Genomic DNA, 13,204 nt, shown 5'->3' on the forward strand with positions numbered 1-13,204 from the left:
CATGGCCGGCTTCTGGTCAGGATCGTGTCCAGGGCGATGGCGTCTTGCCGGTCTGGCGTCGCGNATGATCAGCTCGCGCTGGCCGCGGCCCACCGGGATCAGGGCGTCGATCGCCTTCAGGCCCGTGGCCATCGGCTCGTGCACCGACTTGCGCGGGATGATGCCCGGAGCCTTCACGTCGACGCGGCGACGCTCGGTGGAGACGATCGGGCCCTTGCCGTCGATCGGGTTACCGAGGGCGTCGACGACGCGGCCGAGCAGGCCCTTGCCCACCGGCACGTCCACGATGGCGCCGGTACGCTTGACGGTCTGGCCTTCCTTGATCTCGCGGTCGGAGCCGAAGATCACGATGCCGACGTTGTCCTGCTCGAGGTTCAGGGCCATGCCGCGCACGCCCGACTCGAACTCGACCATCTCGCCGGCCTGGACGTTGTCGAGGCCGTAGGCGCGGGCGATGCCGTCGCCGACGGACAGGACCTGCCCGACCTCGGAGACCTCGGCTTCCTCGCCGAAGTTCTTGATCTGCTCTTTCAGGATCGCGGAGATCTCGGCGGCGCGGATGTCCATACTCGGGCCTCTGTCGCTGATGCGTCTATGCGTGTTCGGATCGGATGGGGGCGCTTAGCGCGCGGCCCGCATCGCGAGGCGGATACCGTTGAGCTTGGTCTTGAGGGAGGCGTCGACCATGCGCGAGCCCATCTTCACGACGAGGCCGCCGATCAGGCTGGGATCGACCACGAGATCGACGTCGACCTCGGCCTTCGCGATGTCGCGCAGCGACGCCTTGATCTCCTCGATCACCGCGTCGGAGGGCTTCTCGGCCACCCGCACCTGGGCGCGGACGATCCCCTTCGAATCCTGAACCAGACTCCGGAAGGCGCTGATCATGTCCGGGAGGGCGAAGAGCCGCCGGTTCGCGGCCGCGAGGCGGATGAAGTTGCCGGCGAGACCGCCGATTTCCGCCTTTTCGAGCACGGCGCCGATGGCGGCTGCCTGCTCCTCGGCGCTGAAGACCGGGCTGCGGATGAGGCGGCGGAGATCCGCGCTCTCCTTCAGCAGCGTGTCGAATTGATTGAGGGATTGGGCGACCGCGTCGACCTGGCGCTCGTCGCGCGCGAGCTCGAACAGGGCGGAAGCGTACCGGCCCGCCACGCCTGCGACCAGGGGACCAGCCTCGGAACCGTTCTGCGCCACCCGTCGCTCTCTTCTCTGGTTGCCCGCCCGCTCCGCGCGCTCCGGCAGGAGCGCGGTGCGTGACCGTTCGGGACGTGGGATCGTGCCGGCAACGGACAGGGTCAAGACCTGTCCTCGCGGCGCGGCGACCGCCTAGCATGCCAGCATGGCCGCACGCAACACGGCAGGCGCACCGCGCAGCGCGTGACGACGGCGGAAGTGTGACGCCGGAGCTGCCTCAGCAGGCGAGCCGGTCGCAGCGCCGGACGCTGGCGATCATCTGCGCCATGGCGCGCGCGCCCGGATGGCCCAGGATGCCGTTGTTGCCGAGCACGTAGGAGGGCGTTGCGTAGAGGCCGAGATCCGCCGCCATGCGCATCTGGCTCTTGAGCGCCGCGCGCACCTCCTCGCTGTCGGCGATCGCCTCGACCTCCGCCTGCGGGATCCCCAGCGCGGCCGCGGCGGCGAGCGCCCCGGGCCCGTCGATGCGGCCGGGCTTGCCGAGCAGCGTCTGATAGAAGCGCCAGGCGGCGTCCGAGCCGAGCTTGCGCTGCACGGCCAGCATCACTTTGGCGGCCTGAGCCGATTGCGGCGACAGGATCGGGTTGTGGACAAGCCCGATGCGCAGGTCCGCGTCGCCGGCATGCAGAGCGACCACGTCGGCGGCGGCCTTCCGGCAATACGGGCAGTTGAAGTCGAAGAATTCGTAGAGCGTGGTCGCGGCGTCCCGCGGTCCCACATAGGTGACCCCGCGCAAGGCCGGAATCTGCCCGGTGATCTCGCCCGGCAGGATCGAGTTCGCCACCGCCTTGCCGTCATCGCCCGTGACCGCGACGCGCTGGCCATAGGATTGCGCAGCCGCCCGTCCGAAACCCGAACCCAGCAGGATGCCGGCGGCGGCGAGGATCAGGCGACGGGAAACAGGCATGGGACACGTCCAGGGCATCGGGGTTCCGCTCCGGTCGCGCCGAAGCGAAGCGGGACCAGAACCAGGGAGGCGAGTCGGTTTGATGGCGTATCGGCGTGACGGTGGCGCTACCGCAGCCCCTTCGGCCGGTCGCCGGTCGCCCAGGCCAGCGCCTGCTCCAGGCGGTCATTGCCCCAGAACAACTCGCCGTCATCGGCCAGGAACGTGGGCGCCCCGTAGATCCCACGGGACCGCGCCTCCTCGACGCTGACCCGCAGCTTCGTCTTGTTGGCCTCCGCGGCAGCGGCGCGCACGGTCTGGGTCCCGTCGAGCCCGAGCGAATCGACGATCTGGGCCACTGCCGCGGGCTCCGCGATCGAGCGGCCCTCGGCGAAACTCGCGGTGAACACCGCCTTCGAGAACGGCACGAGCCAGTCCTGGTCCTGGCCCAGGATCGCCACTCGCACGGCACTGAGGCTGTTCTGCGGAAACTGCGCGGGGCGCGTCACCGGCGGCAGGCCGAGCCGTGCAGCCTCGCGCTCGACGTCCCGCCACATGTTCTTGCCCTTGGCCAGGTAGAGATTGAAGGGCGAGGTCGTCCAGCCCTGCGCCGCGAAGAGCGGCCCGACCAGGAACGGGCGCCACCGGATCGCCACGCCCGCCTCGGACGCCGCCGCCTCGACGCGCATCGCGGCGAGGTAGGAGTAGGTGGAGGCGAATTCGTACCAGAACTCCAAAATTGGCTGGCGCGCCATAGACTTCGCTTCTCCGATGCACTCTTGCGGCGATGACGACTGGCAACGCCCGCGCCATTTCTCGCACGGCCGCAAGGCCACCGTGAGGCGAAACGCGGCCGATCTCTCGCCATCAGAGCTACGCGCGAGACGGCGCGCCGGTTGCAGGCCGGTGACACCCGCGATAAGCCGCTGACGCCCCGCCTCAGTTCCGGAAGTCGCATGTCCGTTCCCGCGAAGAGCCCCGTGAAGAAGGTCGTGCTGGCCTATTCCGGCGGCCTCGACACATCGATCATCCTGAAGTGGCTGCAGACCACCTACGGCTGCGAGGTCGTGACCTTCACGGCCGATCTCGGCCAGGGGGAGGAGCTGGAGCCGGCCCGCCGCAAGGCGGAGCTGCTGGGCATCAAGCCCGAGAACATCTTCATCGAGGATCTGCGCGAGGAGTTCGTCCGCGATTACGTCTTCCCGATGTTCCGGGCGAACGCCGTCTACGAGGGCGTCTACCTGCTCGGCACTTCGATCGCCCGGCCGCTGATCGCCAAGAAGCAGATCGAGATCGCCGAGAGGGTCGGGGCCGACGCGGTCTGCCACGGAGCGACCGGGAAGGGGAACGATCAGGTCCGCTTCGAACTCGGCTATTACGCCCTGAAGCCGGATGTCACGGTCATCGCGCCCTGGCGCGAGTGGGACCTGCGCTCCCGAGAGCAGCTCATCGCTTTCGCCGAGCAGCACCAGATCCCGATCGCCAAGGACAAGCGCGGCGAGAGCCCCTTCTCGGTGGACGCGAACCTCCTGCACGCCTCATCCGAAGGCAAGGTGCTGGAGGATCCGGCGATCGAGGTGCCGGACTACGTCTACTCGCGCACCCTCTCCCCCGAGGAGGCCCCCGACCAGCCGACCGTCGTCACGATCGGCTTCGAGCGCGGCGACGCGGTCTCGATCGACGGGGAGGCGCTGTCGCCCGCGAACCTGCTGGCGAAGCTCAACGAACTCGGCCGCGCCAACGGCATCGGCCGGCTCGACCTCGTGGAGAACCGCTTCGTCGGCATGAAGAGCCGCGGCATGTACGAGACACCGGGCGGTACGATCCTGCTGCCGGCGCACCGCGCCATCGAATCGATCACCCTCGATCGCGGCGCCGCGCACCTGAAGGACCAGCTCATGCCGCAATACGCGGAGCTGATCTACAACGGCTTCTGGTTCTCGCCGGAGCGCGAGATGCTCCAGGCGCTGATCGACAAGAGCCAGGAGAAGGTCACCGGTACGGTGCGGCTGAAGCTCTACAAGGGCGGCGTCCACGTGATCGGCCGCGAGAGCCCGCACTCGCTCTACGACCAGGATCTGGTGACCTTCGAGGAAGGCGCCGTCGCCTACGACCACCGCGACGCGGCGGGCTTCATCAAGCTCAACGCGCTCCGGCTGCGCACCCTGGCACAGCGCAAGAAGCGCGAGGGCTGAGGCTCGCCGGGGCCCGCCGACGCCGCAGCGCGTCAGGCGGGCTGCCAGCCCGCAGCCGACCGCCGGAAGGCGCCGGGCCCGAGATCGGCGTAGCGCAGGAAGATCTGCAGGGCCGGCTGCAGCTCGCGATGGAGGCGCACCAGCCGCGCCTCCGAATCGTCGTCGTCGTTCGCGGCCGCCCCGGCCACCGCGGCGAGATGGCGTGTCATGGCGGCGGTGTAGGAGGCGTCTTCGCCGTAGGGCCGCTGCGGGTCGACGTGCGGAACACCCTGCGCCGCGTTCCAGCCGACGTTGAGCCGTGGGATCAAGGCAAGGTGCTCCGGAGTCACCGCGAAGGTGATGACGTCCGGCGTCTCGCCGGTCGCCGCATCCCGGAAAACGTCGCCGACCGCGCCCGGATCGAGCTTCGCCAAGCCATTGTGGTACTGGTATCGACCCGGCTTCAGCTGCGCGTTCTGAACGAAGACGGCGAGGCCGTCCTCGAGCGACCGGTGCTCCTCCTCGGCGCCCTCGTCGTCCCCGGTGACGTTGGCGATGTCGCCGTCGCGATCCAGGCTGCCATAGGGCGCCGCCGGGTGAACGGTCGGCGCCCCGGGCTCGGCGCCATCCCAGGCAACGACCATCCGGCGGATCAGGGCGATGCGCTCCAGGCTCAGGTCGTAGACGGCATCGCTCATCGTGTGTGGGTCCGCGTCCTCAGGGGGTGACGCTCCTCTTACAGACCGGATTCGGCCGTTGCTACCGCTGCCGACCCCGATGCTCTTTGAGTGAGCAGGCCCGGCCGAGGGATGTACCAAGCGGCTCGCCCAACTCTGCGAAGGCGGCTCCGCGTATGATCTGCTCACCGGTCCTCACCAGCGATCGCAGCCACGCCGTTCGCCTCGTGAAAGCGGGCACAGTTCCGGCCGACGTCCATCCAGCCGATATCGTGGAGATCGGGCGTTCGCGGGCGATTGTGCGGGAGGGGCACCAGTGGAAAGATCTGTTTCGGTATGAGCCGCGCGCCGGCGACGGATCGATTACAGAACCCGAGAAATTGCCCACGAATTGGCGTAAGATTTTCTGATTTTTGGGATATATACGATACAAATATTTGCATTAAAGCCGCAATGTCATATTGCTCACCGCATAATATCGACTCAATATAATGGCATAGCAATTCCTTGTCTTGAGCTTACGCCGGGGAAGTACCCGTACGACGCGGGAAATTCTCACGCCAAGCTGAGCGTCGGACTGCGATCACGCAATTCGTGGCTCGGCGCGAGGCAGCGCCCTTCGCCGACAAGGCGGCGGCCAATCATAGACCCGCTCGCGCCGAGCTGCAGAGGGCCGGCGCTCCCTGCAGCGCGTACGATACACAGATCGACGCGCCTAACGCGAACCCTTCGGACTTCAGACGGGCACGCAGCGCGCCCGGATTGAAAGCGGGATCGCCTATGGTTCGATCCGCCGCCGCTGAAGACCGGATTGCGGACTCGCGCCGATTGCGGACGGCGCGGCTGTCAGGGCGCACGGCACGGACGATGCCGCAACGCTCGGTCCGGGGCTCTGGACTCAGCCGGATCCGCACGACTGAAGCTCACCCGCTGTTGGCCAGGCATCCGTCCCGTCAGCGGCGGCCCCGGGACAGCCGACGATCGCGCCCCTGACCGGGACCGGGCCGCTACCGCCGCACGCAGCCGGTGAGCCCATCGATCTGACCCATCATGGCCTGGATCCGCGCGGCGCGGCGGCGCACGCCTGGAGAGGGGCGACCGGCGCTGCGGGTGATCGGATTGGGCAGGACGGCGGCGAGGAGGGCGGCCTCGTTCCGGGTCAGCCGGCTCGCGTCCTTGCCGAACCAGTGCCGGCTCGCCGCCTGCGCCCCGTAGATACCGTCGCCCCACTCGGCGACGTTGAGGTAGATCTCCATCATCCGGCGCTTGCCCCAGAGCGTGTCGAGCGCCAGCGCCAGCGGGATCTCGACCGCCTTGCGGATGTAGGACCGGCCCGGCCACAGGAAGACGTTTTTGACCGTCTGCATGGCGATGGTCGAGGCGCCGCGGCTCGGCGAATCCTCATCGTCGACCACGTCGCGGATCGCGCCGAAATCGACGCCGTGATCGAGGCAGAAGCGCTGATCCTCGGAGGCGATCACCGCCAGCGGCAGGACGGGCGCGATGCCCGAGAGCGGGACCGGATCGCGGCTCACCGGTTGAAGCGTCAACCACCGCCCGAGCATCAGGGTCGACGGCGGCATCACCGCGCTATAGACGAGCGCCAACGTCAGCGTGAGGACGAATCCGATCGCGGGGAGCAGGAGCAGCATCCCGACGATCCGGCGGACCGGGCGGGAGCGCCGCGGGCGCGCGAGCGGAAGGTCACGACCTGCCGTCTCTCGCCTGCGTCCCGCCCCATCCACCGTGAGTTCGTTCCCGCTCAACTGACGCTCGATTGGTTTCTAAGGCCAGGACCGGACGTAGCGCCCGATGACCCCGACCCCCTCAACGCAGGCACCGACCGGTTCGGTCAAGGCAGGCACGCCAGCCGTCGATTTTACCCACAGGTTGACGGAGGTCGCCGGGAAGGTCGAGACCTTCCTGGTCGAGCGCCTCGGACCGGACGTCGGCCCCGGCGAGATCGCACGGCCGTCCCGCCTGATGGAGGCCATGCGCCACGCGGTGCTCGGCGGCGGCAAGAGGCTGCGGCCGTTCCTCGCCATCGAGACGGCGCGGATGCTGGGCGGATCCGAAGCTGCGGCCCTCGCCGCCGGGGCGGGGGTCGAGCTGATCCATTGCTACAGTCTCGTCCACGACGATCTGCCGGCTATGGACGATGACGACATGCGCCGCGGCAAACCGACGGTGCACAAGGCCTATGACGAAGCCACCGCCATCCTGGTCGGCGACGCCCTGCAGACTTTGGCCTTCGAGATCGTGGCCGATCCGACCTGGCAGCCGGAGGCGCGGATCCGCGCCGACCTCGTCCTCGGCCTTGCCCGTGCCTCGGGCCTGGGCGGCATGGTCGGCGGCCAGCTTCTCGACCTCACCGCCGAGGGCCGGTTCGGCGTTGCCAACATGGACGTGGACGACACCCTGCGGATGCAGGCGATGAAGACCGGGGCGATCCTGGCCTTCTCGGTCGAGGCCGGCGCAATCGTCGGGGGCGCCGACGAGAGCCAGCGGGCCGCCCTGCTGCGCTACGGCCTCGCCCTGGGCCAGGCCTTCCAGATCGCCGACGACATCCTCGACCGGGAGGCCTCGCCGGAGGCCATGGGCAAGGCCACCGGCAAGGACAAGGATGCCGGCAAGGCGACGCTGGTCGATCGTCTCGGCATCGACGGCGCGCGCGCCGAATGCGACCGCCTCGTCGGCGTCTGCGAGGACGCGGTCTCGTCTTGGGGCGAGGGCGCACGCATCCTGCGGGACGCCGCCCGCTTCACGGTGGCGCGCAAGACCTGAGCGTTTCAGCAGTACCGTCCCCTGTCGGTTCGATCCGGGGGGCCGAGGAAGGCCGGACGGGTGAAGCCCCCGGCTCAGGCGCGGCGGCTTCGTCGGCCCAACGCGCCACCGCGAGAGCAGCACGGCGGCACAGTCCTGCGGGACGTGGGTACCCGTGGAGCTGCGGGCCTTGCGCCCGCAGCGCGCCGGCACAGAGCGGCACCGTTCCATTCGGATGCGGGGGAAGCGGACCCGCGCGGGCCGATCGCCGCTTGCGCGGACGTGGTCCGGTCTCGGTCTGTCGCGGCGCGGACCGGCTGTTCAGAGCCGGTTGTTCTTGTTGTGGACATCCAGGCACACGGCGGCGAGCAGTACGACGCCCTTGATCACCTGCTGCCAGTCGACGCCGATTCCCAGGATCGACATGCCGTTGTTCATGATGCCGATGATGAACGCGCCGATCACCACGCCCGACACCTTGCCGATGCCGCCGGCCGCCGAGGCGCCGCCAATGAAGCAAGCCGCGATCACGTCGAGCTCCAAGCCGACGCCGGCCTTCGAGTTCGCGGTGTTGAGCCGGGCGACGAAGATCATGCCGGCGAGGCCGGCGAGCGCACCCATATTGGCAAAGGTCAGGAAGGTGAGGCGCTCGGTCTTGATGCCGGAGAGGCGGGCTGCCTTGATATTGCCGCCCAGCGCATAGATCCGGCGCCCGATCGTCGTCCGCGTGGTGACGAAGCCGTAGAGCATCACCAGCGCCAGCAGGACGAGCAGGACGTTGGGCAGGCCCCGATAGGCACTCATCTGCCACGCGAAGGCAAGGATGAGGACGGCGGTCACACCGTTGCGGCCGATGAAGCTCGCCAAGCTCTGCGCCGCCTCTCCGGTCCTCACCTGCGCCTGCCGCCGCCGCCAGTTCAAACCGACCAGCGAGGCGACGAAGACAAGCGCGATCAGGAGGGACGTCGCGGGTCCGGCGAAGTTGGAGAGGAAGCCCTTGGCCAGCAGCTGGAACACCTCCGGAAAGGGGCCGATGGAGGTGCCCTGCAGCAGCACCTGGGTCAGGCCTCGAAACACCATCATTCCGGACAGGGTGACGATGAAGCTCGGTATGGCGAGATAGGCCACGAAGTAGCCCTGCAATCCGCCGATGACCGCGCCGACCGCGAGGCACAGCACGGAGGCGGAGAGCGGGTCGAAACCGAAGCGGACCATCAACAGCGCTGCGAGCGCGCCGACGAAGCCGACCACGGATCCGATCGACAGATCGATGTGGCCGGCCACGATGACGAGCAGCATCCCGAGCGCCATCACGACGACGTAGCTGTTCTGCAGGATGAGGTTCGTCAGGTTCAGCGGCTGGAACAGGACGCCGCCGGTGGCGACTTCGAAGAACACCGTGATCAGCGCCAGCGCGAAGAGCAGCCCGTAGGTCCGCAACTGCGCCATCGGCAGCCGGCCGCGTCGGCCCCGCGGCTCGCTTGCGGCCGTGTCGCCGCCAACGTCGCCGCCGGGAAGCATGGACTTGCTCATCGTGATGTCGGTCATCCGTTCAGGCCCTTGGAGCGCATGATCGCGCGCATGATCGCTTCCTGGCTGGCCTCGGCGCGCGAGAACTCGGCGACGAAGCGTCCCTCGTTCATGACGTAGATGCGGTCGCAGAGGCCGAGCAGCTCCGGCATCTCCGAAGAGATCATCAGGACACCGCGCCCGTCTTCGGCCAGTTCGTTGATGATGCTGTAGATTTCGTACTTGGCGCCGACATCGATGCCCCGGGTCGGCTCGTCGAGGATCAGCACCTTGGGCTGGGTGAACAGCCACTTGCTCAGCACGACCTTCTGCTGGTTGCCGCCGGACAGATTGACGGTCTGCTGCGTCACCCCGAAGGAGCGGATGCGCATCTTGGTGCGATAGCCGCCGGCGACCCGCTGCTCGGCCTCCTCGTCGATCACCGTCGCGGTGGAGATTTTCGGAAGGTTCGCCAAGGTCGTGTTCCGGGCGATGTCCTCGCCCAGCACGAGCCCGAGCTGCTTGCGGTCCTCGGTCACGTAGGCGATGCCCGCAGCGATCGCCCGATCGATCGTCGAGACGTCGACTTCGGCGCCGTCGATCCGGACGGTGCCGCGGACGCCCTGACCGTAGGAGCGGCCGAAGAGGCTCATGGCGAGTTCCGTTCGGCCCGCGCCCATCAGGCCGGCGATCCCGACGATCTCGCCCCTGCGCAGGGTCAGGCTGACGTCGCGCACCACCGCGCGATCGCCGTGAAGCGGGTGGTGAACGGTCCAGCCGCAGACCTCCATCAGAAGGTCGCCGATCCGCGGCGTCCGCACCGGATAGCGGTTCTCCAGCGTGCGACCGACCATGGCCCGGATGATGCGGTCCTCATCGACCGCGCCGCTGCGGCAGTCGAGGGTCTCGACGGTGGTGCCGTCGCGCAGGACGGTGATCCGGTCGGCCACCTTCGCGATCTCGTTGAGCTTGTGGGAGATCAGGATCGAGGCGATGCCCTGCGCCTTGAAGCGCAGCAGAAGCCGCAGCAGGGCTTCGCTGTCCGTCTCGCTGAGGCTCGCAGTCGGCTCATCGAGGATCAGCAGCTTGACCTCCTTGGAGAGCGCCTTGGCGATCTCCACGAGTTGCTGCTTGCCGACACCGAGATGGGTGACGAGGGTGTCGGGGCTCTCATCGAGGCCCACCATCGCCATCAGCTCACGCGCCCGGGCGGAAACCCGGCCCCGGTCGATGATCCCGAAGCGGGCCGGCTCGTTGCCGAGGAAGATGTTCTCGGCGATCGACAGATAGGGGACCAGGGCCAGTTCCTGGTGGATGATGACGATTCCGAGGCGCTCGCTGTCGGAGATGTTCCGGAACTGGCCGGGCCGGCCCTCATAGGTGATGCAGCCCGCGTAGGATCCGTGGGGATAGACGCCGCTCAGAACCTTCATCAGCGTCGATTTCCCGGCACCGTTCTCGCCAACGAGGGCGAGGATCTCGGCGGGCTCGACGGTGAGGTTGACGTCGTCGAGGGCCTTCACGCCGGGGAAGGTCTTGGAGATTCCCCGCATTTCGAGGACGGGCTGCATGCGACGCCTACCAGCTCGGACTGCACCTTCGGCCCCCGCGCCGGCTCGTGCGGCGCGAGGATGGGAATCGCCGGAGCCGGCGGGCTCCGGCCAGGCTTCGATCACTTGAGCTGGTCGAGGCTGTAGTAGCCCGTATCGACGAGGGCCGATTTCCAGTTGGCCTTGGTGACGATCACCGGCGTCAGCAGGTAGGACGGGACGATCTTCTTGCCGTTGTTGTAGGTCTTCACGTCGTTGACCTCGGGCTGCTGGCCAGCCTCGATGGCGTCGATCATCGCCACCGTCACTTTCGCCAGATCCCGGGTGTCCTTGAAGATCGTGGCCGTCTGCTCGCCCGCGATGATCGACTTGACCGATTGCAGCTCGGCATCCTGGCCGCTGACCACCGGCAACGTCACACCGCCGGACCCGTAGCCCACGCTCTTGACCGAGGAGAGGATGGCCGTGGAGATGCCGTCATAGGGCGACAGCACGGCATCGAGATGCGCGGTGCCGTAATAGGCCGAGAGCAGGTTATCCATCCGGGCCTGGGCAGTCGCCGGATCCCACCGCAGGATCGAGACCTTGTCCATTCCGAACTGGCCCGAGCGGACCACGAGCTTCTTCGAATCCAGGTAGGGTTTCAGCACCGACAGGGCGCCGTCGTAGAAAAAGTATGCGTTATTGTCGTCGGGCGAACCGCCGAACAGCTCGATGTTGAAGGGCCCCTTGCCCTCCTTCAGTCCGAGGGCGTCGACAATCGACGTGGCCTGCTGAACGCCTACCTTATAGTTGTCGAAAGTCGCATAGTAATCAACGTTCGGCGTTCCCTTGATCAGCCGGTCATAGGCGATGACGGTGACGCCCCGTTCATGCGCCTTGGCCAGGACATCACTCAGGGTCGTGCCGTCGATGGAGGCGACCACCAAGATCTTTGCCCCCTTGGTGAGCATGTTCTCGATCTGGGCGAGCTGCGTCGGGATGTCGTCGTCCGCGTATTGCAGGTCGGGTTTGTAGCCTTTGGCCTTCAGCAATCGGACGATGTTGTTGCCGTCGTCGATCCAGCGCTGGGAGGATTTCGTCGGCATGGCGACACCGATGGGATCGCTGCCCGCGGCCTGTGCCGATGTCACGGCGAGCGCCCCCAGAAGCGCAGCACTCAGGATTGACGGTCCGGAGCGCAATTTCTTCTTGGCTATCCCGGAAATCCACTGCTTGACGATCATGATTTTCCCCCTTCTTATCGTTATATTTATCCGATCAAATTGACGATCTCGCTTTGCCGAGATCGCGAAATACGAACTCAACGAACCGTTTTATTGTCACAAACGCCGATGCAACCGGACGTCCACTGCGATACAGCCGACATGTGGCGCGAGAAACGGCTGCACATATCTATTCGCCGGGCCCATTGAGACTTTTTAACTGGACATCGGGCTCTTCAAAAGGTCGCCTCCCGGAACCGCCGACGTCAGCGCGCGAGACGCGCGATCTCCTCTCCTATGGAATTGGCTGCATCCAACCCGTTTTTCGTGACCTATTTGTATGAGTTATGAATTGGGCCGTCAATCGGCCCGCCTGGCTTTGCGCGTCAAAAATACGTGGCTGTGCCGGGCGCGAGAGCCTTGCGCGGCAGGTCGAGTATCAGGGCGCTGACGGCCGCCTCTCGGCCGCGATCGGGCGACCATCGGACACGACGAGGTCGCCTGTCGGGGTCACCGCTTCGCTGTCGCCGTGCTGGGCGGCATCCCGATCGGACAGGAGAAGATTGCGACGACGTGATCGGCCCGGCCGGCTCGCCGGATCGATTCAGGGTTCGCCTTCATGCGCAACGCGCTGTGCGTGCTTCGCGCGATCAGCGACGTTCCGGCGGCCGCGATCGCGATCCGCCCCTGGAACGAGGCTCGACCATGGGGCCGCGGAGCGACCGGCGCGACCATGTCCGGTCGGTTCCGGGCGTAGCGCTGCAAACGCACCGCAGGAGGCGTACCTGGACAGCACCGGCATGACCGGGGCCGCCCATCGACGGCGGCCGACCGTCGCGAATCCGGGGCGGCTCAGCCGCGCCCGACGAACGGCATCTTGGTGGCCATGATCGTCATGAACTGCACGTTCGCCTCCAGCGGCAGGCTCGCCATCGAGAGCACCGCCTGACCCACATGGTCGGGATCCATCACCGCCTCGGCACGCAGGGAGCCGTCCGCCTGCGGGACACCGGCCTTCATCTTTCCGCCCATGGGCGTGTCGGCATTGCCGATGTCGATCTGTCCGCAGGCGATGTCATAGGCGCGCCCATCGAGGGAAGTCGCCTTGGTCAGCCCCGTCACGGCGTGCTTGGTCGCCGTGTAGGCGATGGAATTCGGCCGGGGCGCGTGCGCCGAGATCGAGCCGTTGTTGATGATCCNGCCGCCCCGGGGATTCTGATCGCGCATGATCCGAAAGGCATGCTGC

The 13,204-nt window shown here is 67.2% G+C and carries 12 protein-coding genes and 1 pseudogene; 2 read left to right on the forward strand and 11 right to left on the reverse strand.

Annotated elements, in window-relative coordinates:
• The 4 genes and pseudogenes from I53_RS26440 to I53_RS26455 all read right to left on the reverse strand — a co-directional run.
• Positions 1–567, reverse strand: a pseudogene (locus tag I53_RS26440) (F0F1 ATP synthase subunit alpha); the annotation flags it as partial.
• Positions 568–621: 54 nt separating this feature from the next.
• A complete protein-coding gene (locus I53_RS26445) occupies positions 622–1,194 on the reverse strand; it encodes a F0F1 ATP synthase subunit delta (RefSeq protein WP_043356492.1) in 573 nt (190 codons plus the stop codon).
• A 217-nt stretch (positions 1,195–1,411) separates the two neighbouring features.
• Positions 1,412–2,101 carry a DsbA family protein gene (locus I53_RS26450; RefSeq protein WP_043356494.1) on the reverse strand — a complete coding sequence of 230 codons (690 nt, stop codon included), beginning with the start codon at positions 2,099–2,101 and terminating at the stop codon, positions 1,412–1,414.
• A gap of 107 nt (positions 2,102–2,208) precedes the next feature.
• The gene (locus tag I53_RS26455) at positions 2,209–2,835 is read right to left on the reverse strand and encodes a 2-hydroxychromene-2-carboxylate isomerase (protein ID WP_043356496.1); all 627 of its coding nucleotides are present in this window, start codon (positions 2,833–2,835) and stop codon (positions 2,209–2,211) included.
• A gap of 201 nt (positions 2,836–3,036) precedes the next feature.
• On the opposite strand from I53_RS26455, the gene I53_RS26460 reads away from it, so the two are divergent.
• Positions 3,037–4,275: an argininosuccinate synthase gene (locus tag I53_RS26460; protein ID WP_043356498.1), complete on the forward strand. Its 1,239-nt coding sequence runs from the start codon at positions 3,037–3,039 to the stop codon at positions 4,273–4,275.
• Between the two features lie 32 nt (positions 4,276–4,307).
• Here the strand turns inward: I53_RS26460 and I53_RS26465 are convergent, their stop codons facing one another.
• On the reverse strand, positions 4,308–4,952 hold the full coding sequence (locus tag I53_RS26465; RefSeq protein ID WP_043356500.1) for a hypothetical protein: 645 nt from the start codon (positions 4,950–4,952) through the stop codon (positions 4,308–4,310).
• A 986-nt stretch (positions 4,953–5,938) separates the two neighbouring features.
• Complete coding sequence (gene mtgA, locus I53_RS26470; protein WP_043356502.1) at positions 5,939–6,583, reverse strand: monofunctional biosynthetic peptidoglycan transglycosylase; 645 nt, start codon at positions 6,581–6,583, stop codon at positions 5,939–5,941.
• A gap of 160 nt (positions 6,584–6,743) precedes the next feature.
• On the opposite strand from mtgA, the gene I53_RS26475 reads away from it, so the two are divergent.
• A complete protein-coding gene (locus I53_RS26475; RefSeq protein WP_043356504.1) occupies positions 6,744–7,715 on the forward strand; it encodes a polyprenyl synthetase family protein in 972 nt (323 codons plus the stop codon).
• A 300-nt stretch (positions 7,716–8,015) separates the two neighbouring features.
• Here I53_RS26475 and mmsB read toward each other — a convergent pair whose 3' ends face one another.
• From mmsB to I53_RS26500, 5 genes are all read right to left on the reverse strand, one after another.
• A complete protein-coding gene (mmsB, locus tag I53_RS26480; RefSeq protein ID WP_043356506.1) occupies positions 8,016–9,242 on the reverse strand; it encodes a multiple monosaccharide ABC transporter permease in 1,227 nt (408 codons plus the stop codon).
• Complete coding sequence (mmsA, locus tag I53_RS26485; RefSeq protein WP_043356508.1) at positions 9,239–10,774, reverse strand: multiple monosaccharide ABC transporter ATP-binding protein; 1,536 nt, start codon at positions 10,772–10,774, stop codon at positions 9,239–9,241. The genes mmsB and mmsA overlap by 4 nt, the downstream gene beginning before the upstream one ends.
• 101 nt (positions 10,775–10,875) lie before the next feature.
• Positions 10,876–11,937: a multiple monosaccharide ABC transporter substrate-binding protein gene (chvE, locus tag I53_RS26490; protein ID WP_043356511.1), complete on the reverse strand. Its 1,062-nt coding sequence runs from the start codon at positions 11,935–11,937 to the stop codon at positions 10,876–10,878.
• Positions 11,938–12,468: 531 nt separating this feature from the next.
• The gene (locus I53_RS26495) at positions 12,469–12,693 is read right to left on the reverse strand and encodes a hypothetical protein (protein ID WP_043356509.1); all 225 of its coding nucleotides are present in this window, start codon (positions 12,691–12,693) and stop codon (positions 12,469–12,471) included.
• A 117-nt stretch (positions 12,694–12,810) separates the two neighbouring features.
• On the reverse strand, positions 12,811–13,204 hold a 394-nt coding region (locus I53_RS26500), incomplete at its 5' end, for an SDR family oxidoreductase (RefSeq protein ID WP_043356513.1).

This window comes from Methylobacterium sp. B1, assembly GCF_000333255.1.
Classification (GTDB): domain Bacteria; phylum Pseudomonadota; class Alphaproteobacteria; order Rhizobiales; family Beijerinckiaceae; genus Methylobacterium; species Methylobacterium fujisawaense.